Origin of the sequence: Limobrevibacterium gyesilva (assembly GCF_025989185.1) — a bacterium.
Lineage (GTDB): Bacteria > Pseudomonadota > Alphaproteobacteria > Acetobacterales > Acetobacteraceae > Limobrevibacterium > Limobrevibacterium gyesilva.
In genome coordinates this window covers 14,605-41,181 of the sequence record NZ_JAPDNT010000035.1, presented here as the reverse complement: position 1 = coordinate 41,181, position 26,577 = coordinate 14,605, and the positions used below count along the sequence as shown (strand labels likewise).

At 69.7% G+C, this 26,577-nt stretch carries 24 protein-coding genes and 1 riboswitch; of the genes, 6 read left to right on the top strand and 18 right to left on the bottom strand.

Annotated features, from left to right (window positions below):
• Positions 1-1,608 (bottom strand): DUF6600 domain-containing protein (locus tag OL599_RS22580; RefSeq protein WP_264716295.1); only part of this gene is annotated, 1,608 nt, incomplete at its 3' end.
• 193 nt (positions 1,609-1,801) lie between these two features.
• Between OL599_RS22580 and OL599_RS22575 the strand changes: the two genes are divergently transcribed.
• A complete protein-coding gene (locus OL599_RS22575; protein ID WP_264716294.1) occupies positions 1,802-2,017 on the top strand; it encodes a hypothetical protein in 216 nt (71 codons plus the stop codon).
• 54 nt (positions 2,018-2,071) lie between these two features.
• Here the strand turns inward: OL599_RS22575 and OL599_RS22570 are convergent, their stop codons facing one another.
• The 5 genes from OL599_RS22570 to OL599_RS22550 all read right to left on the bottom strand — a co-directional run bounded on the left by OL599_RS22570 (position 2,072) and on the right by OL599_RS22550 (position 8,307).
• A complete protein-coding gene (locus tag OL599_RS22570; protein WP_264716293.1) occupies positions 2,072-3,475 on the bottom strand; it encodes an NAD(P)(+) transhydrogenase (Re/Si-specific) subunit beta in 1,404 nt (467 codons plus the stop codon).
• Between the two features lie 6 nt (positions 3,476-3,481).
• Positions 3,482-3,877: an NAD(P) transhydrogenase subunit alpha gene (locus OL599_RS22565; protein WP_264716292.1), complete on the bottom strand. Its 396-nt coding sequence runs from the start codon at positions 3,875-3,877 to the stop codon at positions 3,482-3,484.
• A gap of 33 nt (positions 3,878-3,910) precedes the next feature.
• Positions 3,911-5,050 (bottom strand): Re/Si-specific NAD(P)(+) transhydrogenase subunit alpha, encoded by a 1,140-nt coding sequence (locus tag OL599_RS22560; protein WP_264716291.1) that lies wholly within the window; start codon positions 5,048-5,050, stop codon positions 3,911-3,913.
• A gap of 102 nt (positions 5,051-5,152) precedes the next feature.
• Positions 5,153-6,514: an ABC1 kinase family protein gene (locus OL599_RS22555; RefSeq protein ID WP_264716289.1), complete on the bottom strand. Its 1,362-nt coding sequence runs from the start codon at positions 6,512-6,514 to the stop codon at positions 5,153-5,155.
• A complete protein-coding gene (locus tag OL599_RS22550) occupies positions 6,514-8,307 on the bottom strand; it encodes a M3 family oligoendopeptidase (RefSeq protein WP_264716288.1) in 1,794 nt (597 codons plus the stop codon). The genes OL599_RS22555 and OL599_RS22550 overlap by 1 nt, the downstream gene beginning before the upstream one ends.
• Positions 8,308-8,416: 109 nt before the next feature.
• On the opposite strand from OL599_RS22550, the gene OL599_RS22545 reads away from it, so the two are divergent.
• The gene (locus tag OL599_RS22545; protein ID WP_283949886.1) at positions 8,417-10,111 is read left to right on the top strand and encodes an AMP-dependent synthetase/ligase; all 1,695 of its coding nucleotides are present in this window, start codon (positions 8,417-8,419) and stop codon (positions 10,109-10,111) included.
• A gap of 42 nt (positions 10,112-10,153) precedes the next feature.
• Here the strand turns inward: OL599_RS22545 and OL599_RS22540 are convergent, their stop codons facing one another.
• The 7 genes from OL599_RS22540 to OL599_RS22510 form a co-directional block, all read right to left on the bottom strand.
• Complete coding sequence (locus tag OL599_RS22540) at positions 10,154-10,444, bottom strand: hypothetical protein (RefSeq protein ID WP_264716287.1); 291 nt, start codon at positions 10,442-10,444, stop codon at positions 10,154-10,156.
• Between the two features lie 2 nt (positions 10,445-10,446).
• The gene (locus OL599_RS22535) at positions 10,447-11,472 is read right to left on the bottom strand and encodes a hypothetical protein (RefSeq protein ID WP_264716285.1); all 1,026 of its coding nucleotides are present in this window, start codon (positions 11,470-11,472) and stop codon (positions 10,447-10,449) included.
• Complete coding sequence (locus OL599_RS22530) at positions 11,469-11,726, bottom strand: hypothetical protein (RefSeq protein ID WP_264716284.1); 258 nt, start codon at positions 11,724-11,726, stop codon at positions 11,469-11,471. Before OL599_RS22530 ends, OL599_RS22535 begins: the two co-directional genes overlap by 4 nt.
• 121 nt (positions 11,727-11,847) lie before the next feature.
• Positions 11,848-12,519, bottom strand: a complete 672-nt coding sequence (locus tag OL599_RS22525) for a glycoside hydrolase domain-containing protein (RefSeq protein ID WP_264716283.1) — start codon at positions 12,517-12,519, stop codon at positions 11,848-11,850.
• A gap of 175 nt (positions 12,520-12,694) precedes the next feature.
• On the bottom strand, positions 12,695-15,013 hold the full coding sequence (gene metE / locus OL599_RS22520; protein ID WP_264716282.1) for a 5-methyltetrahydropteroyltriglutamate--homocysteine S-methyltransferase: 2,319 nt from the start codon (positions 15,011-15,013) through the stop codon (positions 12,695-12,697).
• 116 nt (positions 15,014-15,129) lie between these two features.
• Positions 15,130-15,373, bottom strand: a riboswitch (cobalamin riboswitch).
• 181 nt (positions 15,374-15,554) lie between these two features.
• A complete protein-coding gene (locus OL599_RS22515; protein ID WP_264716281.1) occupies positions 15,555-15,836 on the bottom strand; it encodes a DUF2312 domain-containing protein in 282 nt (93 codons plus the stop codon).
• 56 nt (positions 15,837-15,892) lie between these two features.
• The gene (locus OL599_RS22510; protein ID WP_264716280.1) at positions 15,893-16,204 is read right to left on the bottom strand and encodes a DUF1244 domain-containing protein; all 312 of its coding nucleotides are present in this window, start codon (positions 16,202-16,204) and stop codon (positions 15,893-15,895) included.
• Between the two features lie 88 nt (positions 16,205-16,292).
• Between OL599_RS22510 and OL599_RS22505 the strand changes: the two genes are divergently transcribed.
• Genes OL599_RS22505 through OL599_RS22495 form a run of 3 tightly spaced genes read left to right on the top strand, consistent with a single transcriptional unit; the run spans position 16,293 to position 19,909 of the window.
• Positions 16,293-17,567: a glycerate kinase type-2 family protein gene (locus OL599_RS22505; RefSeq protein WP_264716279.1), complete on the top strand. Its 1,275-nt coding sequence runs from the start codon at positions 16,293-16,295 to the stop codon at positions 17,565-17,567.
• A 12-nt stretch (positions 17,568-17,579) separates the two neighbouring features.
• Complete coding sequence (gene pyk, locus OL599_RS22500; protein WP_264716278.1) at positions 17,580-19,013, top strand: pyruvate kinase; 1,434 nt, start codon at positions 17,580-17,582, stop codon at positions 19,011-19,013.
• The gene (locus OL599_RS22495) at positions 19,010-19,909 is read left to right on the top strand and encodes a hypothetical protein (protein WP_264716277.1); all 900 of its coding nucleotides are present in this window, start codon (positions 19,010-19,012) and stop codon (positions 19,907-19,909) included. The genes pyk and OL599_RS22495 overlap by 4 nt, the downstream gene beginning before the upstream one ends.
• A 132-nt stretch (positions 19,910-20,041) precedes the next feature.
• Here the strand turns inward: OL599_RS22495 and ada are convergent, their stop codons facing one another.
• The 4 genes from ada to OL599_RS22475 form a co-directional block, all read right to left on the bottom strand.
• Positions 20,042-21,091: a bifunctional DNA-binding transcriptional regulator/O6-methylguanine-DNA methyltransferase Ada gene (gene ada, locus OL599_RS22490; RefSeq protein ID WP_264716276.1), complete on the bottom strand. Its 1,050-nt coding sequence runs from the start codon at positions 21,089-21,091 to the stop codon at positions 20,042-20,044.
• A 191-nt stretch (positions 21,092-21,282) separates the two neighbouring features.
• On the bottom strand, positions 21,283-21,918 hold the full coding sequence (locus OL599_RS22485; protein ID WP_264716275.1) for a LysE family translocator: 636 nt from the start codon (positions 21,916-21,918) through the stop codon (positions 21,283-21,285).
• A 31-nt stretch (positions 21,919-21,949) separates the two neighbouring features.
• Complete coding sequence (locus OL599_RS22480; protein WP_264716274.1) at positions 21,950-22,963, bottom strand: alpha-E domain-containing protein; 1,014 nt, start codon at positions 22,961-22,963, stop codon at positions 21,950-21,952.
• Entirely contained in the window at positions 22,963-24,429 is a 1,467-nt protein-coding gene (locus OL599_RS22475; protein WP_264716273.1) for a circularly permuted type 2 ATP-grasp protein, read from the bottom strand. The genes OL599_RS22480 and OL599_RS22475 overlap by 1 nt, the downstream gene beginning before the upstream one ends.
• A gap of 273 nt (positions 24,430-24,702) precedes the next feature.
• Between OL599_RS22475 and OL599_RS22470 the strand changes: the two genes are divergently transcribed.
• Positions 24,703-25,260, top strand: coding sequence for a hypothetical protein (locus tag OL599_RS22470; RefSeq protein ID WP_264716272.1), 558 nt, complete (start codon positions 24,703-24,705; stop codon positions 25,258-25,260).
• A gap of 218 nt (positions 25,261-25,478) precedes the next feature.
• Here OL599_RS22470 and OL599_RS22465 read toward each other — a convergent pair whose 3' ends face one another.
• The gene (locus OL599_RS22465) at positions 25,479-26,525 is read right to left on the bottom strand and encodes an OmpA family protein (RefSeq protein WP_264716271.1); all 1,047 of its coding nucleotides are present in this window, start codon (positions 26,523-26,525) and stop codon (positions 25,479-25,481) included.
• Positions 26,526-26,577: the final 52 nt, after the last annotated feature.

The window sequence follows — 26,577 nt, the reverse complement described above, 5'->3', positions numbered from 1 at the left end:
GCCAACAGCCGCACCGGCGGCTGCCGTGCCCAGCCCGGGATGCCCAGGCTGCATTGTGCCCGGCGCAACTGGCGCACCGACGACGCCAGGAGCGCCAGGAGCGCCAGGAGCGCCAGGACCGCGCGGCGCACCAGGGCCGCCCGGCGACCGCAGCGCCATTCCGGCGGCCGGATTCGGCTGCACCACAGGGCCTGGCGCAACCCGCCGCGGCGCCGCCAGGCCCGGTCCCGGCTGCGCCAGGTTCATCTGCCGCGCCACCGCCGGCGTCACGCCGGCCGTGCCGGCCGTCGGCTGCACCGGCGGCGCCCGCATCGCCTGCATCGACGCCAGCGTCTGCGGCGGAACCCGCCGCGCCGCCGGGCCGACCGGGCGAGAGCCGGTCATCGTCGCCGCCGGCACCACCGTGGTCGCGTTGCGGTTGACGAACTTGTTCACAGTCACGTTGTTGAAGTTGGTCACGTTCGTCACATGCGTGACGTTCACGTTGCGGATATAGGTGTTGCTGACCCGATAGGGCGGAAAATACGGCTCACGCGGCCCCAGCGGGCACCAGCCGACCGACGACCCCAGGGCGAAGCCGATCCCCACGCCCACACCAACGCCGACGAAGCTGACCAGCGCCGGGGCATAGACGGGATAGATGGGCGCGGCCACCGCCAGGCCGGGTACGACCGGCACCCAGCCCCAGCGCGGGCCGAACTGCACCCAGCGGCCGTAATGGAACGGCGCGAATCCCCACGGGGCATCGTCCACCCAGGTCCAGCCCCAGGGCGGCACGAAGGCCCAGTGGCCACTGCGATACGGCACCCATCCCGGCGCCACCGGCGGATACCAGACCTGCCCGTACTCCGGGTTGGGCTCCCAGCTGCCCGTCTCCGCCAGTGCATCGCCGCCGGTCATCTGCGACACCACCGGCGGCGGCGCATAGGGGCCGGTCACCGGCGGGCGCTGCTGCGCCAGGTGCGCCGACAGGAACGGATCGGTCACCAGAGGGCCAACGCTGGGCTGGAAACTGTCGGCGCCGGTGATCTGCGCGGTCTGACGGGGCCGGACTATCAGCGAGACATTGTCGCCGAACACCTGCGCGCTGCCGTCGACGACGGAGACGGTGGTCGGGTGGTCGGTGTCGCCGGCCGCCACTGCGTACTGGCCGGGCTCGGCGATGGTCACCACGCCGCGGGGGGTGCGGATCTGATAGGTGTCGCCGGGCGGCACGTTGCGCAGGCGCAGATAGGCGGCCCCCTGCGGCAGCGTCGCCGTCAGCGTGTGGTCGTCCAGCGTGTCGATGTCGAACTCGGTGGATTGATCCAGCGCGATATGCGTCGGCCCCACCTCGATCTCGGCGGTCGAGCGCGGCTCGGTCCAGAACGAGTTGCCCGATGTCACCGGGAAGTTCAGCGTTGCCGGTTCCCACTGCGTCTGGCCGGCTGCATGGAACGACACCGTGCCGCCGATGCGCGCCAGCCGGCCCACCCGTGCCGGCGGATCGCCGCCGGCCTGCGGCGCCTCCGCCTGCGCGAAGGCCGCCGGAGCCGCACCGGGTCCGAGCAGCAGGCCGCCAATGGCGAGCACCGCCGTCAATCGGAACCACGTGTTCTGCGTGCGCATCTCGGCACATCCTTCTGGCGCGCTGCCCCGCTCGGGCAGGCTGCCAGATTCGTCTGGTATCATGGCGAAACGGCGACAAGACCGGCAGGTACAGAATTAATTCTTCTTCAGACATGTTTGGGCCGGAGCAGCGACACCGTCTCGCCGCAAACCATGCCCATACGAAGTGCGCCCTCACGAACGGAGGCGTACCATGGTTTGCAGATCTCTTTGTCGCCTGCTGCTGCCTGCTGCGACGCTGGCGCTTCTCGGCTTGTCGGGCTGCGTCGCCTATCCGGCCTATGACGGCTACTACGCGGCGCCGGCAGCGGGCTATGTCTACGCCCCCGCGCCGCGCTATTACTATGGTGGCGGCTACGGCTACGGCTATGGGCGCGGCTGGGGGCATGGCCGCGGCTACTGGCGCTGAAACGGTGCGTGAAAGCGGCAAGGCCAGGAGGATGCCCCCTGGCCCTGCCCGGTGTCAGTGGCTGAGCGCCTTGACGATCTCTTCGGTCATCTTCTTGGCGTCGCCGAACAGCATCATGGTGTTGTCGCGGAAGAACAGCTCGTTCTCCACACCGGCATAGCCCGACGCCATCGAGCGCTTCACGAACAGCACCGTGCCGGCCTTGTCCACTTCCAGGATGGGCATGCCGTAGATCGGGCTGCTGGGGTCGGTCTTCGCCGCCGGATTGGTCACGTCGTTGGCACCGATCACATAGGCCACGTCGGCAGTGCTGAACTCGTTGTTGATCTCCTCCAGCTCGAACACCTCGTCATAGGGGACGTTGGCTTCGGCCAGCAGCACGTTCATGTGGCCGGGCATGCGGCCGGCGACGGGGTGGATGGCGTATTTCACCACCACGCCCTCTTTCTTCAGCGTATCGGCCATTTCGCGCACGGCGTGCTGTGCCTGCGCCACCGCCATGCCGTAGCCGGGCACGATGATGACCTTGGAGGCATTCTTCATGATGAACGCCGCGTCCTCGGCCGCACCCGATTTCACCGTGCGGTCCACCGCCGTCCCGCCAGCCGGCCCGGCCCCGCTTTCGGTGCCGAAGCCGCCGAGCAGCACGTTGATGATGCTGCGGTTCATGCCCTTGCACATGATGTAGGACAGGATCGCGCCCGAAGCGCCCACCAGCGCGCCGGTGATGATCAGCGCCAGGTTCTGGATGGTGAAGCCGATGCCGCAGGCCGCCCAGCCGGAGTAGCTGTTCAGCATCGACACGACCACGGGCATGTCCGCCCCGCCGATCGGGATGATCAGCAGGAAACCCAGCGCGATCGCCAGCAGCGCGATCAGCCAGAACAGCGGCTGGCTGCCGGTCAGCACGAAGCCGATGATCAGCAGCAGCAGCAGGATGCCCAGGCCCAGGTTCAGCTGGTGCTGGTAGGGGAAGGTGATCGGGTTCCCCTTCATCAGCGCCTGCAGCTTGGCGAACGCGATCACGCTGCCGGAGAAGGTGATGGCGCCGATCGCCAGCCCCAGCGACATCTCGATCAGGCTTTGCGTGTGCACGTGCCCGGCGGTGCCGATGCCGAAGGCTTCCGGCGCGTTCAGCGCCGCCGCGGCCACGAACACCGCGGCAAGGCCGACCAGCGAGTGGAACGCCGCCACCAGCTGCGGCAATGCGGTCATCTTGATGCGCAGCGCGATGAACGTGCCGATGCTGCCGCCGATGGCCATGCCCACCACGACCAGGGCGATGCCGGCGAGCGACATGCCCTGGTGCACCAGCGTCGCCAGGATGGCGATGGCCATGCCGGCCATGCCCATGATGTTGCCGCGCCGCGACGTCTCGGGATGAGACAGGCCGCGCAGCGCCAGGATGAACAGGACGGCGGAGACGAGATAGACGGCCGAGGTGAGGCTTGCGGACATCGTTGCTTACCTCGCCTTCTTCTTGAACATCTGCAGCATGCGCTGGGTGACGAGGAAGCCGCCGAAGATGTTCACGCTGGCCAGCGTTACGGCGATGAAGCCGAAGCCCATCGCCCAGCCGGACAGCGCCAGCCCGGCGGCCAGCATCGCGCCCACCACGATCACCGAGGAGATGGCGTTGGTGACGGCCATCAGCGGGCTGTGCAGCGCCGGCGTCACGTTCCACACCACGTAGTAGCCGACGAAGCAGGCCATCAGGAAGATCGCGAGCAGGAAGACGAAGGGTTCGACGGCCTCGGCCACGGGCCCCGCGGCGGCGGCCAGGTTGCGGACGGCATCCGCGAGGTCGGCGGCGCGGCTTGCCAGTTGCGCGGCCTGATCGGCCAGCTGGGACGGGGTCATGCGGTTCTCCGGATGTCAGGCCGCTTGAGGGGATCAGGCCGCCTGGGGTGGCAGGAACTGCGGATGCACCACGGCGCCGCCGCGGGTCAGCAGCGTGCCCTTGATGATGTCGTCGGCCTCCGGAAGCTTCGGGGCCTTCGCGTCCTTGTCCCAGAACGTCGTCAGGAAGGTCAGCAGGTTGCGCGCGTACAGGCTGCTGGCGGCGACGGGAATGCGGCCGGGCCAGTTGCGCCAGCCCAGCACGCGCACGCCATTCGGCGTCACGATGCTGGCCCCCGGCTGGGTCAGCGCGCAGTTGCCGCCGGCATCGGCGGCGAGATCGATGACCACGCTGCCGGCCTTCATGCTCTCCACCATCGGCGCGGTCACGATGACCGGCGCCTTGCGGCCCATCACCAGGGCGGTGCAGATGACGATGTCGTTCTTGGCCACCGTCGTCGCCATCAGCGCGGCCTGCTTCTGGCGGAACGCCTCGCTCATCTCCTTGGCATAGGCGCCGCGCTGGGCCGCGGTCTCCTCGTCTTCCACGCCCACGAAGCTGGCGCCGAGCGACTTGATCTCGTCCTTCGCCGCCGGGCGCACGTCGGTCGCCGACACGATGGCGCCCAGGCGGCGCGCGGTGGCGATGGCCTGCAGCCCGGCCACGCCGGCGCCGATCACGAACACGCGCGCCGGCGGCACGGTGCCGGCCGCGGTCATCATCATCGGAAAGCCGCGCTCAAACGCGGTCGCGGATTCAACCACGGCGCGATAGCCGGCCAGGTTGGCCTGGCTCGACAGCACGTCCATCGCCTGCGCGCGGGTGATGCGCGGCAGCATCTCCATGGCAACGCAGTCGATCCCGGCCCTGGCCAGCGTCGGCACCAGCTCCGGGTTGCCGAAGGCGCCGGCGATGCAGACCAGCAGGGCGCCGGCGGGGACCAACGCCAGCTCGGCGGGCTCGGGGGCCTGCACGGCAAACACGATGCCGGCCCCGGCCAGCGCCGCGGCCGGATCGGGTGCAATCTCGGCCCCCGCGGCCTGGTACTCGGCGTCGGACACGGCAGAGAGCACACCGGCGCCGCTTTCCACGGCCACGGTCAGGCCCAGAGCCACCAGCTTCTTCACGGTCTCGGCCGTGGCGGCCACGCGGGTCTCGAAAGCCGCGCGCTCCTTCAGCACCGCAAGGCGCATCCGCTCATCCTTTCCTGGTGACGGGATGAGCGCGGGAAGCGGCCACCCCGTCCGTGGCCCTGCAAGATGCCCGCCCGAAGCGGGCAGGCGCAAGGGGAGACGTTACGCGGCGGCTGCGGATGCGGCGGCGGGCACCTGCGCCTCGGCCAGCGCCGCCGCCTGCCGGGCGGCCAATGCCTCGGTATCGAAGTCGGCGATCATCTCCTGGAACAGCCGCGACCAGTTCAGCTCCGCCTTCAGGCGCAGGAACACGCTGCCCAGGCCGATGGCGCTGCGGTCCATCAGCACGAATTCGCGCGGCGGGCGCACGCCGCCGGTGCGCTTCAGCCCGGCATGCACCCGCTCGGCCACGGTGCGGCCGAACTGCGGGTCGTCGCTCTCGGTGATCCGGCGCACGCGGTCCTGGGTCAGCGGCTCGTACAGGAAGCGGGCCCACTCGTTCAGGACCTCCATCTTCTCCCTGGTGATGTCGGCGAAGCCCCAGCTTCGGTAGGCATGCTCGGCCTGCGCCTCGTTGTTGTCGCGCACCGCCTCGTACAGGTCGATCACGCCGCGCACGAACCGCGCCTCGAACACCCGGATAGCGCCGAAATCCAGCAGGTTCACGGACCCGTCCGGCCGCACCTGGTAGTTGCCCAGATGCGGATCGCCGTGGATGACGCCGTAGCGGTAGAACGGCACGTACCAGGCCCGGAACAGCGCCTCGGCGATGCGGTTGCGCTCGGCCTGCGGCGGATTCTCCTCCAGCCGGCGCAACAGCGAGCGCCCGTCCAGCCAGGTCATGGTCAGCAGGCGCCTGGTGCTGAAGGCCGCGATCGGCACGGGAACGTGAACGTCCTTCACGTCCTTCAGCATCAGGCCGTACAGGCGCATCTGCGCGGCCTCGCGCTCGTAGTCCAGTTCCTCGCGCAGCCGCTCGGCCAGCTCGACATAGATCTCGTCGTGCTGGATGGCGCCGTCCATGCGGTGATAGACGGCCATGGCCAGCTTCAACTGGCGCAGATCCGCGTCCACCGTGCTGGCCATGTCCGGGTATTGCAGCTTGCACGCCACGTCGGCGCCATCCGGCAGCGTCGCGCGATGCACCTGCCCCAGACTCGCCGCCGCCGCGGCCTCGCGCGAAAAGCTGGCAAAGCGGGACTCCCAGTCCGGCCCCAGCTCGCTTTGCATGCGCCGGCGCACGAAGGCCCAGCCCATGGCCGGCGCATTGGCCTGCAGCTGCGACAGCTCGGCCGCGTATTCCGCCGGCAGCGCGTCCGGCACGGTGGACAGGAACTGCGCCACTTTCATCAGCGGGCCCTTCAGCCCGCCCAGGATCACCTTCAGATCCTCGGCGTGGTCGGCGCGATTGGTCTTGATGCCGAACGCCCGCTCGCCCACCACGCGGGCGGCGATGCCGCCCACGGCCCCGGAGGTGCGGGCGAAGCGCCTGATCTCCCCGAACAAAGACGAGCGGTCATCCATCAGGTCGTGGCCTCGAGCTCGTCGATGAAGCCGGAGATCACGTCCAGCCCCTTGCGCCAGAACGCGGGGTCGGAGGCATCGAGGCCGAACGGCGCCAGCAGCTCCTTGTGCCGCTTGCTGCCGCCGGCGCGCAGCATGTCCAGATATTTCGCCTGGAAGCCGGGATGGCCGGACTGGAACACCGAATACAGCGCGTTCACCAGGCAATCCCCGAAGGCATAGGCATAGACGTAGAACGGCGTGTGGATGAAATGCGGCACGTAGGTCCAGAACACGCTGTATTCGGGCGTGAACTCGAACGCCGGGCCGAGGCTTTCCGTCTGCACCTGCATCCAGATCTCGCCGATGCGGTCGGCCATCACCTCGCCGCTGCGGCGCTCGTCGTGCAGCAGCGTCTCGAACTGGTAGAACGCGATCTGCCGCACCACCGTGTTCAGCATGTCCTCGACCTTGCCGGCCAGCATGATGCGGCGGCGGGCGGGGTCCTTCTCGGCATCCAGCAGGGCGCGAAAGGTCAGCATCTCCCCGAACACGCTGGCGGTCTCGGCGAGCGTCAGCGGCGTGCCGGCCATCAGGTAGCCCTGGTCGGCCGCCAGCACCTGGTGCACGCCGTGGCCCAGCTCATGCGCCAGCGTCATCACGTCGCGGGTGCGGCCGTGATAGTTCAGCAGCAGATAGGGATGCGCCGACGGCACGGTCGGGTGCGCGAAGGCGCCGCCGGCCTTGCCCGGCCGCAGCGCCGCGTCGATCCACGGCCGCTCGAAGAAGCGCCCGCCGACCTCGGCCAGTTCCGGCGAGAACGCGCCATAGGCGTCGAGCACGCGCTGCTTCGCCTCCGGCCAGGACACGTCGCGGTCGTCGTCGCCGGGCAGCGGCGCGTTGCGGTCCCAATGCTGCAGCTTGTCCAGCCCCAGCCATTTCGCCTTCATGAGGTAATAGCGGTGCGCCAGCCGCGGATAGTCGCTGGTCACGGCCGCGACCAGCGCGTCCACCACCTCGTCCTCGACCATGTTGGCGCGGTTGCGGGCGCTGGCGGGGCGCGGATAGTGGCGCCACGTGTCCACGATCTCCTTGTCCTTGGCCAGCGTGTTGGTGATCAGCGCGAACAGCCGGACATTCTTGCTGAACACCTCGCCGATCGCCCGCCCGGCCGCCTCGCGCACCGCGCGGTCCTTGTCGGACAGCTTGTTCAGCACCGCGCTGACCGTCAGCTCCTCGCCGCCCACGGGCACGCGCAGGGCGGCGATGGTCTCGTCGAACAGGCGCGACCAGGCGGTGCGGCCGGCCACCTCCTTCTCGTGCAGCAGCTTCTCCAGCTCGTCGGAAAGCTGGTGCGGGCGGAACACCCGCAGGTCGCGCAGCCACGGGCGCCAGCGCGCGAGCGCGGGGTCGGCCAGCTTCTGCTCCAGCACCGCGTCGTCCAGCCGGTTCAGCTCCAGCACGAAGAAGATCAGCCGGCTGGAGATGGCGGTCACCCGCTCGTTCATCGACTGGTAGAACCGGCCGATGGCCGGGTCGTTCGAATCGCCGCTGAACAGCAGCTGGGCATAGGACATCACCCGGCCCAGCACTTCCTCGATGCCCTCGTAGCCGGCGATCGCGGCGGCCAGCTCGCGGCCGGGCATGGCGGCCAGCCTGCCGGCATGGGCCGTGGCGAAATCCTTCGCCGCCTGCTCGGCGCCGTCCAGGGCGGCCGCCAGCTCCGGACTGTCGGGCCCCGGATAGAGGTCGGCGAGGTCCCAGGTGGGGAGATCGGCGCCGCTGCGGGCGGCGCCGGTGTGTCCGTCGGGCATGCGCAAGAAGGTCCTGTCCTGCTGGTCGTGGGCGAAGATGTAAGTTATGCGAGGGGAAGGTCAAAGGGGCGGATGGCATCACCGCCCCGGCGCAAGGGGAAACGCGACATTGGACGGCTATCCGCAGTGGCCGAATCTCGTGGCCATGATGTTCGACCGGGCCCGGCAATGGCCCGACCGGCCGATGTTGCGGTCGTACCACGATGGCGCCTGGCAGGCCATCACCTGGGGGCAGTTCGCCCGCCAGGCCGCCAGCGTGGCGCGCACGCTGCGCCGCGCCGGGGTGTCCGCCGGCGACCGGGTGGTGATCGTCTCGGAGAACCGCCCGGAATTCCCCATCGTCGAAACCGCGCTGATGGCCATCCGCGCCGTCCCGGTGCCGACCTATACCACCAACACGGTCGACGACCACGCCCATATCCTGCGCGATTCGGGCGCACGCGCGGCCGTGGCGTCCACCGCGGCACTGGCCGCGAAGCTCGCCCTGGCCGGCCCGCTCGACGTGCTGGTGGTGATGGAGCCGTTCTCCTCTCCCGGCGTTCCCGTGCTGGCGTGGCAGGCGCTGGTCCAGGACGAGTCCGACCCCGCCGACATCGCCGCCGAGGCGGCCACGATCGCGCCCGGGGCGCTGGCCTGCCTGATCTACACCTCCGGCACCGGCGGCGCGCCGAAAGGGGTGATGCTGCCGCATCGCGCCATCCTGTCGAACTGCCGCGGCGCCTTCGACCTGGTGCGGCCGCTGCGGCTGCGCGACGAGACCTACCTCTCGTTCCTGCCGCTGTCGCACAGCTACGAGCACACGGTCGGCCAGTTCTTCCTGCTCAGCGTCGGCAGCGAGGTGGTCTATGCCCGCGGCGTCGAGCATCTGGCGGCCGACATGCTGGCCGTGCGCCCGACCATCATGACCATGGTGCCGCGCGTGCTGGAGGTGATCCGCGCGCGCATCCTCGGCCAGGTGGCGCGCCAGCCGGCCTGGCAGCGCGCCCTGTTCGACCGCGCCCTCCGGGTCGGCCGGCGCCGCGCCGAGGGCCAGCCCCTTTCGCCACTCGACCGGCTGCTCGACCCGCTGTTGGAACGCCTGGTGCGCCGCAAGGTGCGCGCCCGCTTCGGCGGCCGCCTGCGCGCCGCCATCTCCGGCGGCGCGCGGCTGGAGCCGGAGGTCGGCCGCTTCTTCCTGGGCCTGGGCGTCGCCATGCTGCAAGGCTACGGCCAGACCGAAGCCGGCCCGGTGATCGCCGCCAACCCACCCGATGCCTGCCGGATCGACAGCGTCGGCAAGACGTTGGCAGGCGTCGAGCTGCGCATCGCCGCGGACGGCGAGATCCTGGTGCGCGGCGACCTGGTGATGGACGGCTACTGGCAGCGTCCCGGCGACACCACGGCGGCGATCCGCGACGGCTGGCTGCACACCGGCGACATCGGCACGCTGGATGCCGACGGCTATCTGCGCATCACCGATCGCAAGAAGGACATGATCGTGCTGTCCGGCGGCGAGAACGTCTCGCCCGCACGCATCGAGGGCATGCTGATCGCCGAGCCCGCGATCGCCCAGGCGGTGGTGCTCGGCGAGGGCCGCGCCGGCCTGACCGCCCTGGTGGTGCCGCATGAGGGCTGCGACGAGCTTGCCGTGGCCGCCGCCGTCGCCGAGGTGAACGCCCGCCTGTCGGTCACCGAACGCATCCGCCGCCACGCCGTGGTGCCGCCGTTCACCGTGGACAACCGGCTGATGACGGCCACCCAGAAAATCCGCCGGCATCTGGTGGCCGAAGCCCATGCCGACGTGCTGGCGCGCCTGGGAGCCTGAACGGTCGGAGCACTGGCGGGCCAGCCGTCCCGCAGCATCGCATCATGGGGTCGGGCGATACGCCGCAACCTGCACCGGCGCGCCGCTGACGAGGCACGTGCCGATGGCAACCAGCTGGAATCCGTCCTTGGCAGGCGGATGGCCGGTGTACGTCACCAGAATGGTCGCGCGCGCCGCGTCGGGGCTCGGGCCGATCACGAAGGTCATGATGTTGTTCATGCCTTCGCCGCCGATGCCCTGCAGCGGCCCGAATATCGCTTCCTGCTGCTGGACGACGGTCTGGAATGTCGCCAGATCCTGGGAACCGGGAGTCATTTCACGCACCGTCGCCATGGTCAGACATCCTCCCCCGACACCGCCTTGATCCTGGCCGCCAGCGGCTCGAACTGCGTGGTCGTCGTCACCGCGGCGATCGCCTTGAGAATCTCGATCTGCGCGCCTGGGCCTTGGGGGATGCCCAGCAGCGCCGCGAGCCGATCGGTCTTCGCCTGATCGAGCGCCTTGACGACCTCCGCCGCCCGCCGCTGACGGTCGTTCAATTGTTTCGGCACGACGGTCACGACCTGGAGATTCGTTCCGGTGGCGCCCTGGGCGGTCTGACCCGCCGCGATCCGGAAAGACTCGCCGATGGCCGGCAGCCTGGCCGCCTCGGTCGCCGCAATGCCAGTCGCGAACACCTGACCGACATTGAAGCTCCCGTTGACGTTGCCCTGGACGCCCGCACCGGGCTGCTGCCCGGCCGTATTGCGGATCACGGCCAGGAAGCTCGGCACATAGACCGCGTACTTGTTTCCCGCGGCATCGTCCGCACAGCCATCGGGCTTTCCGGAGACCGGGGCTATGGCGGCTTCGTTGCGCTTGTAGCCGAGATGGACATTGGGAAACGGCACGTCGCCCGAAGGATTGGGAATGCTGATCCTGAAACCGATCGACGTCGTCGTGCCGAAGAACATCGGCCGCGCCTTGCCGCTGGTGATCACGGGGTGGCCGCTGGAATCCGTTGGCGCGCGCGAAATGCACGCCTTGGCGTCGCCAGCCGTCCCGCCCGGCTCGGTGAGCAACTGGGCGGCGGCCTGACCGCCCGCGAACACGGCCCCCGATTCCGTCGCCAGCGGAAGGAACGTCGGGACGCTGTGATAGACGCTTGCCGCCCCCGGAATGACCGCCCCATTCTCAAGGGCCGGCGCAATGACGCCTTCCTGCCTCGAAAAGCCGATCTCGGCCGTCGGCGTGGGCGTCGGGCTGATGTTCACGCCCAGATTGTCCGTCGTGAACATCACCGCGGTATCGACCCCGACACAGCCTGACAGCACCGCCATGCCCGAGACCAGGATGATCGACCTTGCGCCATGCGCGCTCATTCGCCTGCTCCCGGCGCAATCCGCAGCTGCCTCGGGTTGGCCTGCGCCAGATCGCAGGCAAGGCAGTCCAGCGTGACGAGATTCGAGCCATCGAGGCTGACGGAGCGCTCGCTGACCCCGCCGACCGTGATGCCGGTGGCACTTCGGGTCATGAGCAGCACGACACCGTAGGCGTCGACGCCCGACACCTGCGTGCCGGTGTCTTCGCGGGCGACCGGCCAGGCGACGTGCCCGATCCCGAGCGCGTGTCGCATCCCATGTCCGTCGTCCCACACGACCTGGCAGCCTCCGACGGCGAAGAGCGCCACGAGCCCGATCGCGCTCCCGACAATGTGCCGTCCTGCGCCCATGCCACGAACCGTTTCGATATTGGATCTAAGGCGCACCCGGGTCAGGGGTCAGCGCGGTGTCGAGATCGACCAGGGGCGCGCGCAACGGGGTAGTTTGCAGGTTGAGTCGGCAATTCTGCCCGAGCTGCCAGATGAACGCGCCGGTATAGCCGCAGCCCGCCGGGTGCAGGTCGGGGAAGTTGACGCCGGGGAAAGGATGCTCCGCTGCGGTCTCGACCTTGAACGCCCACACGCGCGCGTCCGGGCGCAACGCATGCACGTCCTCGGCAAATCCGTGCGAGCAGTATACGCCCGCCTGAAGGCCGGCCGCCGCGACCGCATCGACCCATGCCGCAACGTAGTTCGTGCGCGGCGCGGAGAAAGGCGGGCCATCTTCCAGATCGAGATACACGCAGCTGCCCGCAGGGAATCCTTCCCTGCGCATCAGCGCCGCCGCGTCGTTGCCGTCGATCGTGCCCTGCGACGCCGACACGTTATGGCGCCCGGGGCCGGCGATCTGTTGCCCGACATAAACCGGTGCGATCCCCCACCCCGCGGCTTGCAGCGCCGCGCGGGTTCCCATCCAGCTCGTACTGGCATGGCTCGGGGCCGGGCCAAGGTAGTAGCCGCACCACCGGAGATTCGTGTTGGCCCGCAGCCACGCCATTTCGGCGTTGCCTGGAAACTCCGAGGTATCGAAACCTGGAAAGCCGGGCATTGAACGCTCCCGCGTCTCGACATCGAGGGCCGTTGAATCGAGGGCTGGAAACCCCGCCGTTATTACCAGATCATGATGATTTCTTTATTTCGTCAAGTAACGTTTCCGTATCGCGGCCCCGCACTTCGCCGGAAGGCCGGAGCACGCCCCGCCCGGGGCGTGCTCCGCAGCGGCGTCAGGGCCGCGCTTCGCCGCCGCGCCGAAGCTGCCGCGCCGCCGCCACCATGTTCACGAGCGCCGGGCGCACCTCGTCCCATTTGCGGGTCTTCAGGCCGCAATCCGGATTGACCCAGATCTGCCAATCCTGCAGGCGCTGCCGCGCGCGTTGCAGCAGCTCGGCGATCTCCCCCGCATCGGGCACGCGCGGCGAGTGGATATCCCACACGCCGGGCCCGATCTCGTTCGGATAGGCGGTCTGCGCGAAGGCGTCGAGCAACTCCATCCGGCTGCGCGTCGTCTCGATGCTGATCGCATCCGCATCCATCGCCGCGATCGCCGGCATGATGTCGTTGAACTCGCTGTAGCACATATGCGTGTGCACCTGCGTCTCGTCGCGCACGGCGCTGCTGCACAGCCGGAAGCTCGCCACCGCCCAGTCCAGATAGCCCGGCCAGTCCGGCCGCCGCAGCGGCAGGCCCTCGCGCAGCGCCGGCTCGTCGATCTGGATGATGGCGATGCCGGCCGCTTCCAGATCAACCACCTCGTCGCGCAAGGCCAGCGCGATCTGGCGGCACACCGTCTCGCGCGGCTGGTCGTCGCGCACGAACGACCATTGCAGCATCGTCACCGGCCCGGTCAGCATGCCTTTCACCGGCCGGTCGGTGCGCGACTGCGCATAGGCGGACCAGCGCACCGTCATCGGTTGCGGCCGCGACACGTCGCCCCAGATCACCGGCGGCGCCACGCAGCGGCTGCCATAGGACTGCACCCAGCCATGCCGGGTGAACGCGAAGCCCGCCATCTGCTCGCCGAAATACTGCACCATGTCGTTGCGCTCGAACTCGCCATGCACCAGCACATCGAGGCCGACTTCCTCCTGCCAGTGCACGGCCTCGTCGATCCAGCCGGCGATGGCCTGGTCGTAGTCCGGCTGCGCCAGGCTGCCGCGATGCAAGGCGGCGCGCGCCTTGCGCACCTCCGGCGTCTGCGGGAACGAGCCGATCGTCGTGGTCGGGAACGCCGGCAGGCTCACATGCGTCCGCTGCCGCGCCCGCCGCTCGGCGAACGGGGTCGCGCGCCGTTCCATTTCCGGCGTGATCGATGCCAGCCGTGCCGCGACCTTGGGGTCGTGCACGCGGGCGCTGTCGCGGCGGGATTGCACGGCCCGGTCGCTGTCCTTCAACGCGGCAGCGACCGCCGCCTCGCCTTCGTCCAGGCCACGCGCCAGCAGCGCCACCTCGCCCAGCTTCTGCGTGGCGAAGGCAAGCCAGCCCTTCAATTCGGGATCGAGCCCTGCCTCCTGCTCCACATCCACAGGCACATGCAGCAGGCTGCAGGACGGCGCCACCATTAGCCGCCGGGTGCCCCGCGCCGCCGCCACGCGCTGCAGCGTCGCCAGCGCGGCGCGCAGGTCGGTGCGCCACACGTTGCGCCCGTTCACCACGCCCAGCGACAGCCACGTGGACGCCGGCACCGCCGCCAACGCGTCGTCGAGCTGCCCCGCGCCGCGCACGAGATCAAGGTGCAGGCCCGCCACCGGCAGGCGCGCGACGGTGGCAAGGTTGCCGCCGAGCGGGCCGAAATAACTGGCCAGCAGCAGCTCCGGCGCCGGCCCTTGCGCCAGCCGACCATACGCCAGGGCAAAAGCAAGCTTCGCCTTGTCGGAAAGATCGAGCGCCAGCACCGGCTCGTCCATCTGCACCCAGGGCGCCTTGGCCTCGGCGAGCTGCGCCAGGATCTCGGCATAGACCGGCAGCAGCGCGTCCAGCAGGTCGAGCGGGTCGGACCCGTCGACCGTCTTGGCGAGCATCAGGAAGCTGACCGGCCCCAGCAGCACCGGGCGGGTGCGCGTGTTGCGCGCCTGCGCCTCACGGAACATCGCCAGCGGCTGGTTCCCGGTCAGCACGAAGCGCTGCCCGCGCGCCAGTTGCGGCACCAGATAGTGGTAGTTCGTATCGAACCACTTGGTCATTTCCAGCGCCGGCGATCCGGCGGCGATCCCCGCCGCGCGCTCGGCCTCGGTGCCACGGGCGCCGCGCGCCAGGGCAAAGACGGTCGCGAGCGAGACCGGCCCTTCCGACCAGCCATAGCCCTCGGGAACGGCGCCGACCATGCAGGCGGTGTCGAGCACGTGGTCGTACAGCGCGAAATCGTTGCCGGGGACATGGCTGATGCCGAGCCCCTGCTGCAGGCGCCAATGCGTGGCCCGCAGCTCGGCCGCCCTGGCCTGCAGCCCGGCCTCGTCCAGCTCGCCGGACCAGAATTTCTCCAGCGCGAATTTCAGCTCGCGTTGCCGCCCGATGCGCGGGAAGCCCAGGTTGCTGGCCAGGGTCATGCCGGCCTCCCGCGCCGCGGCGCGTGCCGGGAAAGGGCGTTTGGCTGGCCGGTGCGGCCGTCAGGGGTGGTCGTCATCATCCGTCTCCTGCCCCCGGTACACCCCGCCCGGCGGCGCTTGCTCGCGCGACGATGGCAGGTCTCCTGGCTCGCGGATCGCCGCCATCGGCCCGACCTTCCCGAACCCGACGGGTCCAGTGGCCTGCCCGCGCCCGACTCCGGGCAGCAGGCAGATGGGCCGGTGGCTCACCGCTGACAGTTGCGGGGGCAGCCACCGACTTGCCCCCGGAACGAATCCGGCCGGGGCTCACGGCATTCCCTTTTCACCCGCTCGCGCGGGACCATCGACACATAAACATACGTTTATGTATTTGATTCGCGCAAGCGGAATGTGCCGGCCCGGGACAGGCGCTGTCAGGCGCACAAACGACATCAGGCGGACCAGAACTGGCCCGCCTGACGAAATCACGCGCTCTATCAATGGAATGGAGCAGAGCCGCGGATCGAAAAGCCGCCGATCCGCTTCTGAACTTCGGCCGCCGCTACATTCCGAGCGCGCGGCGGTAGACGTCCAGCAGGGTCTCCTGCTCCTCGACTTCGGCGGGCTCCTGCTTGCGGATGCGGATCAGTTGGCGAATCACCTTCACATCGAAGCCGGCACTCTTGGCCTCGGCGAAGATGTCCTTGATGTCGCTGGACAGCGCCTTCTTTTCCTCTTCCAGCCGCTCGATCCGCTCGATCAGGCTGCGCAGGCGGTCGGCCGCGATGTTGCCCCACTGGGCATTCTCTTCGACTTTCTCGACACCTGTCGCGTCCGGGGCCATGCGCGCCTCCCTTGTCCGTAATGGGGCGGCGGGCTTAGCGGCGCGGACCACTCTGGTCAATGACCCGGGTGCGACCTGGCAAGTGCCGCCTTCTGCTCGGCGCTGGCTTCCTTCTGGTATTTCGCCTGCCATTCCTTGTACGGCATTCCGTACACGATCTCGCGCGCATCGGGGTCGGCCAGGGCCAGCCCCTGCGCCGCGGCGGCCTCGCGATACCAGCGGCTCAGGCAGTTGCGGCAGAACCCGGCCAGGTTCATCAGGTCGATGTTCTGCACGTCCGTGCGCTCGCGCAGATGTTCCACCAGCCGGCGGAACGCGGCGGCTTCCAGCTCGGTGCGGGTCTTCTCGTCCATGTCGGGTACGGGCATCGCGGGCTCCTGTTCACACGCCATACATGGCGCGGCGTGCTGCGCTTCGCCATACTCCCCCAAGTCGAGTGGACGAGGAAAGACGGGCATGGAGTGGGACGACGCGCGCGCCAGGGCGGCCTTGCGCGGAATATTCGACGCCGCCGTGGCCGCCGCCGACCCGCTGAAGGTGCTGGCCCGCCACCTGCCGGACAAGCCGCCCGGGCGCGTCGTCGTGGTCGGTGCCGGCAAGTCGGCCGCGGTGATGGCGCAGGCGGTGGAACGGGCCTGGCCCGATACGGACCTGTCCGGCCTCGTCGTCACCCGCTACGGCCACGCCGTGCCGACGCAGCGCATCAAGGTGATGCAATCCTCCCACCCGGTGCCCGACGCCAACAGCGAGGCCGCTTCCCGCTTCATCCTGCACGCCGTGCAGGGACTGACCGCCGACGACCTCGTGCTGGCGCTGATCTCCGGCGGCGGCTCGGCGCTGATGGCGCTGCCCGCCCCCGGGCTCGCGCTTGCGGACAAGCAGGCGATCAACAAGGCATTGCTCGCCTCCGGCGCCACGATCCACGAAATGAACACGGTGCGGAAACATCTGTCCGGCATCAAGGGCGGCCGCCTCGCCGCCGCCGCCGCGCCGGCGCGCGTGGTCACGCTCGCCATCAGCGACGTGCCCGGCGACGACCCCGCGGTGATCGCCAGCGGCCCCACCGTGCCCGACCCCACCACCTTCGCCGACGCCCGTGCCCTGCTGGCCCGCTACGGCATCACCCCCTCCCCCGCTATCGCCGCCCGCCTGGCGCAGGACGCCGACGAGACGCCCAAGCCCGGCAGCCTGCCCCATGCCGAATTCCGCATGATCGCCACCCCCGCCATGGCCCTGCAGGCCACTGCCGCCGCCGCCCGCAGCCACGGCCTGACCCCGCTGATCCTGGGCGACGCGCTGGAGGGGGAAAGCCGGGAGATGGGCACCGTCATGGCCGGCATCGCCCGTTCGATCCGCGGCCACGGCCTGCCGCTGCCCGCGCCCGCGGTGCTGCTGTCGGGCGGCGAGACCACGGTGACCATCGGCCAGGGCCCGGCCGGCCGCGGCGGCCGCAACACCGAGTTCCTGCTGGGCCTCGCCCTCGCCCTCGCCGCCACCCCCAACGTCTGGGCCATCGCCGGCGACACCGACGGCATCGACGGCACCGAGGACACGGCCGGCGCCATCGTCGCCCCCGACACGCTGGCCCGCGCCCGCGCCGCCGGGCTTGACCCCCGTGCCGTCCTGGCCGCGCATGACAGCTACGGCCTGTTCGACGCCGTCGGCGACCTGGTCCGCACCGGGCCGACGCTGACCAACGTCAACGATATCCGCGCCATCCTGGTCGCCTGAGGGGAATTGCCGATGTCTGCCCGCGTCAAGATCCGCCGCCGCCGCCGCACCAAGATCATCGCCACGCTCGGCCCGGCCAGCTCCACCCCCGAAGTGCTGGCCCGCCTGTTCCAGGGCGGCGCGGACGTCTTCCGCCTGAACTTCAGCCACGGCAGCCACGACGACCACTACGCGCGCATCGCCATGATCCGCGACCTCGAGGAGAAGTTCGACCGCCCCATCGGCATCCTCGCCGACGTGCAAGGGCCGAAGCTGCGTGTCGGCCGCTTCCAGGCCGGCCGCGTGCAGCTGCAGACCGGCCAGAAATTCCAGCTCGACCTCAACCCTACCCCCGGCGACGTCACCCGCGTCAACCTGCCGCACCCCGAAATCATCGCCGCCGCCTCGATCGGCACCTCGCTGCTGCTGGACGACGGCAAGCTGCGCCTGCGGGTGGTCCGCGTGCGCGACGACCATCTGGAGACCGAAGTCACCGTCGGCGGCCCGCTGTCGGACCGCAAAGGCGTGAACGTGCCGGACATGGTGCTGCCGATCCCGGCGCTGACGCCGAAGGACCGAGAGGACCTCGCCTTCGCGCTGGAGCATGGCGCGGACTATATCGGCCTGTCCTTCGTCCAGCGGCCGGAGGACGTGGCCGAGGCGAAGGACATCGCCGCCGGCCGCGCCTGGATCATGACGAAGATGGAAAAGCCGCAGGCGCTGGACAATCTCGACGCCATCCTCGCCCTGTCCGATGCCGTCATGGTCGCGCGCGGCGACCTGGGCGTGGAGCTGCCGCCCGAGGAAGTGCCGCTGGCGCAGAAGCGCATCGTCCGCGCCGCCCGGCAGATGGGCCGCCCGGTGGTGGTGGCCACCCAGATGCTGGAAAGCATGATCAGCGCCCCCGCCCCCACCCGCGCCGAAGCCTCCGACGTCGCCACCGCGGTGTTCGACGGCGCCGACGCGGTGATGCTCTCCGCCGAGACCGCGGCCGGCCAATACCCCTACGAAGCCGTCAACATCATGGACCGCATCGTCGCCCGCGTGGAGCAGGATCCCGGCTGGCGCCAGACCATCGAAACCTCGCGCCCGGCGCCGGAGCGGTCCGCCGCCGACGCCATCTCCGCCGCCGCCCGCCAGGTGGCGCACACCATCGGCGCCTCGGCCATCTGCGCCTTCACCGCCTCCGGCAGCACCGCGCTGCGCGTTGCACGCGAACGCCCGGAAGCCCCCATCATCGGCCTGACCCCCGCGGCCGAAACCGCGCGCCGGCTCGCCCTCGTCTGGGGAGTCCACGCGGTGGTCACACCGGAAACCCATTCGATGACCGAGACGGTGACAAAGGCCACGCGCATCTCGCTGCAGGAAGGCTTCAGCGGGCACGACACCGAAGTCGTCGTCATCGCCGGCGTTCCATTCGGCCAGCCCGGAACCACCAACGCGCTGCGCGTTGCCCACGTCAAATGACCGATGCCGGCGGCTCCCTCGCCGGCCTTCGAGAGCTCTACGACCGCGAACTCGCGGCATGGCTCGCAGCCGAGGACGCCAGGGCCGCCGCCGGACGCCGCAACCGCTGGCTGGTGCTGGCCGGCGGCCTGGGACTCGCCGCCGCCGTCCTCGCCTATGCCTGGCGCAGCACTGGCAACAACATCCCGGTGCTTGCCGCCGTGCTGCTGGGCGCCGCCACCCTGCTGATCGTCCGGGTCATGGCGCACCGTCCCCCCGATGCTGCCCGGCGCCGCATGCTGGAAGTCCTCGCACGCTTCCTCGGCTTCACCTACGCCCGCGACGGCGCCGCATTCCCGCTCGCGCCATTCGCCATCCTCGGCCTCGCGGGCTGCAACGACAAACAGCTCGAAGATCGCCTGACCGGCCGCGCCGAGGGGCTGGCATTCGACCTCGCCGCCGGCGTGCTGGCCGAACGCCCCGCCGGCGCGCCCGCCTCGGCCCGGCCCCGGGTCCGGCTGGACGGCATCGTCATGCGCTTCACCGACCCCACCCCCTCCGCGCGCTTCCGCCTGCTGCCCCACATCGCCAGCCGCACCGCCGCCGGCACCGGCGACGACACCTTCGACACCGTCTTCACCCTGGAAGCCGACAATCTGGCCACGGCCCAACGCCGGCTGGACCCGGCCACACGCCGCGCCATGCTGCGCATCGCGGGGCTGATCGAAGGCGCCACCGTGTCGATCGGCTTCGATCGCGGCGAAGTGCTGCTGGCCTTCGCCACACACCGCCGCTTCGACATCGGCCCACCACGCCCACCCCTGACACAGTTCCAGCGCTTCGAATCCCTGGCCAACCAAATCACCATCGTCTTCGAAATCGCCTCCCTCCTCCGCACCGCCGCCCGCGGCGCATAGGGACGGCGGCGGTGCGGAGGAGGAAAGAAAGGCCAGGGGCGCCGCCCCTGGACCCGCCAAGGGGCTTCTGCCCCTTGGCGGGTCCAGGGCAGAGCCCTGGCCTTTCTTTCCTCCTCCGAACCGCCGTCATCCCTACTCTGCGGCGGTCGCGAGGGCGCGTTCGCGGGCGAGGAGGGTGCGTTTGCGGGGGACGCCCCAGCGGTATCCGGTCAGGTCGCCGTCGCTGCCGATGACGCGGTGGCAGGGCACGGCGAGCGAGACGGGGTTGGTGGCGCAGGAGCGGGCGACGGCGCGGATGGCCGCGGGATTGCCGATCATGCGCGCGAGGTCGGCGTAGGTGCGGGTTTCGCCTGGCGGGATCTGGCGCAGTGCCTCCCACACCCGCAGCTGGAAGGCAGTGCCGCGCAGGTCCAGCGGCAGCGACAGGGCGGCCTTCGGTTCCTCGATGAAATCGATGATAGCCTCGACGGTTCCGGTCAGCGCGGCGTCATCGGCGACGATGGTGGCTTTGGGGAAGCGGCGGCGCAGGTCGCCCAGCAGGGCGTCGTCCGGCTCGGCGAAGCCGAGGAAGCACACGCCGGTCTCCGTCGCGCCTACCAGCAGGCGCCCGAACGGGCAGTCGGCCAGCGCGGTGCGGATGGTCTCGCCCACCCCGCCCCGGCGCAGCGCGCCGGGGGTCATGCCCAGCAGCTTGCCGGTGTCCTCGTAGACTCGCGATTCGGAGCCATAGCCGGCCTCGGCCACCGCGTCGGCCACCCGCGCGCCCGACACCAGGGAGGCGTGCAGCCGGCGGGCGCGCACTCCTTCGGCGTAGCTGCGCGGCGTGAGGCCGGTATGTTCGCGGAACAGGCGCAGGAAGTGGAATCGGGAATAGCCGGAGCGCCTGGCCAAGGACTCCAGCGAGGGGATCGTCTCCTCCGCCTCGATGAAGGCGCAGGCGTCGCGCACCACCTCCTGCGCGATCGCCCGGCGCTCGCCTTTCGGGTCGCAGCGCTTGCAGGCGCGGAACCCCTCGGCTTCGGCCTGCGCGCAGCTCAGGAAGTAGGTGACGTTCTGCCGCTTGGGCCGCGGCGAGGGGCAACCCGGACGGCAATAGATCCCCATCGTGGTGACGGCATACAGGAAGTCGGCCGGCTGGCGGCGGCTGACGAGATCCCAGCGTGTGTCGTCGAGCGTGCTCATGACGGTCCCCTTGTCTGGTGGCCGGGCGCCCATGCGGGGCACGGCCGGCATGTCCGCACACTGCCCGGAGCGCCTGGTGCGTGCCATCCGCGCGTTGCCTTCACTCAGCGGCAGGCTGGCGCCCCCGGCCTCCACGGGCCTCTCCCGCCTGATATCGTGTGCGCCGCCGCCGATTGCAGCCCGCCGCCACCTCAGCCGGTCAGCAGGCGCTGCGCCGATGTGGCGGCGAAATACAGCATCAGCAACCCCGTCAGCGCCCGCACGATCACGTCCCAGGCGCGGCCGGAGGCGGTGCGGCGCAGCACCAACACGATGCCGGACCAGACGAAGCCCCAGGTCAGCACCGCCGCGACCACCGCGGCAACCACGACCAGCAGGGCAGCGAGGCCGAGTTGCGTCATTTCTGGCCGGCCGATCGCGGCCAGCCAGAAGGCGATGTTCCAGGGGCTGGTCAGCGCCAATGTGATGCCAAGCGCGAAGCTTGCCCGGCTGCTCTCGAAGCGCGCGGTGGCCGCCGATGCGCCGCCCAGGCTGCGCCACGCGCCGCGCAGGAAGGTGAAAGCGAGGAACAGCAGCAACGCCACCGAGACGACGCCGAGCACGAAGTGCATCGTCGGCCCCTGCAGCAGCACGCCGATTCCCAGCGCCACCACCAGCGCCCAGATCACGTCGCCGCAGGTGGCGCCGAGGATCAGGCCGTAGCCGGCCCAGAATCCGCGGGCGAGGCAGCGGCGGGCGATCTCGGCGTTGATCGGGCCCGGCGGCCAGGCGACCGACCAGCCCAGCACGAAACCATAGGCGAGCAGCGACGACAGCGATGCGTTCATCATCCGATGGAGCGGACGAAGCCGCGCCGCGTCAAGCCGCGGTCTGGCTCTGACTCTGGCTTTGCCCCTGCCCGTCCGCCAGCGGCCGCCAGTCGCGGAAGAACGCGGTGCCGATCTCGCTGGCCAGCTGGATCAGATCGCTCTGCACGCGGTCGAGAAACTCGTGCAGCCCGTCGGCGATGATCTGCTCCACCGGGCGGCCGACGATCCCGGCGCGCAAATCCTCCACCCGCTCCAGCGCCGCCACCGTGCCGCGCAGGCCATAGCGGCGGCGAAGCTGGGTCAGGCACCACTCCATCTGGGTCACGCACAACCCGACGCTGCGCGGGAACGCCGTGTCGGTGATCAGGAACGCCACCACGTCCGCCGGCGTGAAGCCGGGCGGAGCGACCCGGCGGAAGGCGTGATAGCCGGCGGCGGCGCGCACCACGTTGCCCCATTGCGTCAGTTCGGCGATGCGCCGCTCCTCGCCGGCGGCGGGCATCAGCAGGTGATAGCGGATGTCGAGCAGGCGCGTGGTCTGGTCCGCCCGCTCGATCAGCCGGCCGAGCTGGTAGAAGAACCAGCCCTGGTCGCGGAAGAATGTGCCGTCGGTAATGCCGGTATGGGCCTGCACACCCTCCTTGATCCGGCCGCACAGCCGCGACAGCCGGTCGCCCTGCAATTCGGCCTCGGCGATCCGGGTCATGTCGCGGTGGAACACGTTCAGCTGCGTCCACATTTCGGTCGAGATCAGCGGGCGCAGCGTGCGGGCGTTCGTCCGCGCGGCTTCCAGGCTGGCGGGAATGCTGGTCGGATTGTCGTGGTCCAGCAGGTAGAAGAATTTCACCGACTCCGCGGTGGGGATCAGGCCGCGCTTGGCGAACCCCGCTTCGTCGGCGTTGATCCGCACCAGTGCGAACCAGGATTCGATCTCATGGCCCGGGCTCTCGAAGGTCTGCGTCACGTCCACCAACCGCGCCAGGTTCTCGACCCGCTCCAGGTAGCGCGCCATCCAGAACAGACCCTCGGCATAGCGCGCCAGCAGCGGGGTATCGCGCGTCATCACGGCGCTTCCCCTTCGTCCATCAGCACCCAGGTGTCCTTCGATCCTCCGCCCTGCGACGAGTTCACCACCAGGCTGCCCTCCCGCAGCGCCACGCGCGACAGCCCGCCGGGCAGCACCCAGGTGGTCTTCCCGGTCACCGCGAACGGCCGCAGGTCCAGATGGCGTGGGCGGATACCGGTGTCGGTCAGCGTCGGCGCCACCGACAGGCCGATCATGGGCTGGCTGATCCAGTTCGACGGATCGGCCATCAGGGCGGCCCGGGCCGCCGCGATCTCGGCACGGGTCGCGCGCGGGCCGATGGTGATGCCGTAGCCGCCGGACTCGCCGACCGGCTTGACAACAAGGTTGTCCAGGTTGGCGAGCGTGTAGGCGAGCCCCGCCTGCTCGCGGCAGATATGGGTTTCGACGTTGGGCAGGATCGCCTCCTGGTCGAGATAGTATTTGATGATGCGGGGCATGTAGGCATAGACCGCCTTGTCATCCGCAACGCCGGTGCCAACGGCATTGGCGAGGGTCACGTTGCCGCGCCGCCATGCCCCGATCAGGCCGGGCACGCCCAGCAGGCTGTCCGGGCGGAACACCGTGGGGTCCAGGAAATCGTCGCCGATGCGGCGATAGATGGTGTGCACCGGCCGCCGCCCCCCGGTGGTGCGCATCCACACGCGCTCGTCCTCCACGACGAGGTCGGCGCCCTCGACCAGGGGAACGCCCATCTCGCGTGCCAGGAACACGTGCTCGAAATAGGCGGAGTTGTAGATGCCGGGGCTCAGCAGCACGACCTGCGGGTTGTCCACGCCCTCGGGCGCGATCTCGCTCATCGCCTCCAGCAGGCGGCGGCCGTAATCGTCCACCGGGCGCAGCCGCACGCCGGCCATCAGGTCCGGGAACGTGCGCGACATCAAATGCCGGTTCTCGACCACGTAGGAGACGCCGGACGGGGTGCGGGCATTGTCCTCCAGCACCAGAAACCGCCCTTCCGCGTCGCGCACGATGTCGGTGCCGCAGATATGAACGTAGGTGCCGAAGCGGACCGGGAACGCCTCCATTTCCGGGCGGTAGTTGCTGTTCCCCAGCACGAGGTCGGCGGGAACCACGCCATCCCTGAGGATGGCGCGGCGGTGGTAGATGTCGTGCAGGAACAGGTTGAGGGCGGCGACGCGCTGCTGCACCCCGGCTTCCAGCGTGCGCCATTCCGCCGCGGTGAGGATGCGCGGGATGCAGTCGAACGGCAGGATGCGGTCGATGGCGCTCGCCTCGGAATAGACCGTGAAGGTGATGCCGAGATTGATCAGGTCGTTCTCCGCCGCGGCCGCCCTGGCGCGCAGCGCGTCCAGCCCGATCGCGCCGATGCGGCCACGCACCACGTCCCGGGCGCCGCCATCACCGGTCCGTTCCGTCGCGAGTTCACAGAAATAAGGGCCTGGATCGTAGTCGCGGAACGGATCGGCGGGGCTGCTCTGCATGAACGGGCTGCTCGTGTCCTCTGGCGGGGTCTCGCGACGGTGGTCCAGGAGCGAAGCATAACAGCATCGCGCATAATGCAACCCATGTCTCGGTGCTGATGAAACAGAACCTTGCAATCGTCGGCGCTGGCTGAGGGGAGCCGGCGCCCCCGACGAGTCGCCATTTTCGGTTGCAAATCCGTGCGGCAGGCAGTTTACCTCGCCCCGCGTCTCAACCGTCCCACCGTGCCGAGCCGGCTTTCGAGTCGCATACCCTTTCCCCTGGAGTTGCTGATGCGCGTTCTACTCGCCATGTTTCTTGCCGTCGGGCTGGTCGGCTGCAAGGATTCGCCACCGCCTGCGCCCCCGGTCGCCGCTTTCGTGCCGCCGAAGCCAGTCCCGCCGGCGCAGAACGCGCCGGTCTGCGTGCGCCCGCCCGAGAAGGTCGCCTTCGACCTGTCCGGCCTCAAGAGCCAGCTGATGGTGACCGCCATCTCCTGCAAGGCGGAGGACAAGTACAACGCCTTCGTCAACCGCTTCCGCCCCGACCTGGTGAGCGGCGAGAAATCGCTGACCGGCTTCTTCGGCCGCGCCTATGGCCGCCGCGCGCAACAGGAGCACGACGACTACATCACCCAGCTGGCCAACGCGCAGTCACAGCTGGGCATCAAGTCGGGCACGGCGTTCTGCGAAGCCAATCTGGGCATGTTCGACGAGGTCATGGCGCTCAAGAGCAGTGCCGAACTTCCCGCCTTCGCGGCCGCCAAGCCGATCCAGCAGTCGATGGCGGTCCAGGAATGCACGAACGCACCCGCTCCGGCGGCCAAGCCTGCGGCCACCAAGAAGAAGTAGCAGCAAGGCCGGCAACCGGCGCACGACCGGGCCCATGGCCCGCGATACCGAGGGGCGCCGCAGGGCGCCCCTTTTGCGTTTGGGGCGCCTGGAATCCGGGCGAAAGAGCGGACGCAAGTGTGTCCTGTGCGGCGGCCGGCAAGGCCCGCCGCGCGAACAAAAAAGAACCGGCCCTTTCGGGCCGGTTCCGTAGGCTTCGCACATTCCTGTCGGAAGGCTTACTTCAGGACGATCTCGACGCGGCGGTTCTGCGGCTCGCGAACGCCGGCGGCGGTCGGCACCAGCGGCCTTGTGTCGCCGAAGCCTTGCACCGTGATGATGTTCTGGGGCACGCCCAGACGCACCAGCTCGGCCGACACGTTCTGCGCACGCTTCAGGGACAGCGTCTGGTTGTAGGCCGCGCTGCCGGTCCGGTCGGCGTGGCCGGAAACTTCGATCCGGGTCACGGCGACGCGGGTCGAGGCCTGCGCCGCTTCGGCGATGATCTGGCGGGCGCGGGCGGTCAGGTCGGCCTTGTCCCAATCGAAGAACACCAGGTAGGTCCGGGCCGGGGCCGGGGCCGGAGCCGCGACGGGAGCCGGAGTCGGAGCCGGCGGGGTGACGCCGAAGTTGTAGCGCAGGCCGATCAGGCCGGCATGGTTGAACTGGTGCTCCAGCTTGGCCCCGGCAGGGAGCCCGCCGACAGTGCCCTCGAACTTCGGATTGCTCAGGACTGCCAGGAACCGATACTCGGCGGTCAGCGACAGGCCTGGCGCGCCCGGAATGGGGTAGGCAACGCCAAGGATGCCCTGCGTGCCGAAGCCGCTGCTCGACTGGCTGCCGAAGTTGACGGAATTGGCCCCGATGTTGCCGGTGACATTCTGGATTCGGGTCCACTCGTAGCCGACGCCAGCACCGGCATACGGATAGACCGGGTAGCCGACGTCGAAGTCATACAGGGCGTTGACCATGGCGCCGTAGGTCTGGGCATTGAGGCCGCCGTTGGAGATGCCGCCGTTGATATGCTCGTGCGCCTGGCGCCAGTTGCCCTCGAGTTCGACGCGCAGGCCGTTGCCGAAGCCGTAACCGACGCTGGCCACACCCACGGGGCCCCAGCCGCCGCCCGTGTGCGTGCTGCCATTGACGGCCACGCCATTGACGAACACGTCCTTGAGGTCGGTGCCCGTCGTGTAATTCCCGCCCACGCCGCCGCCAATATAGATCCCGGTGACGGGCTGGGCTTGTGCCACGGCCGGCGCAGCCAGAAGGGTGGCGGCCAGCAACATATTGCGCAACTTCATGTCGAACTCTCTCCTCATTTCCGGGGTGGCGCCACCG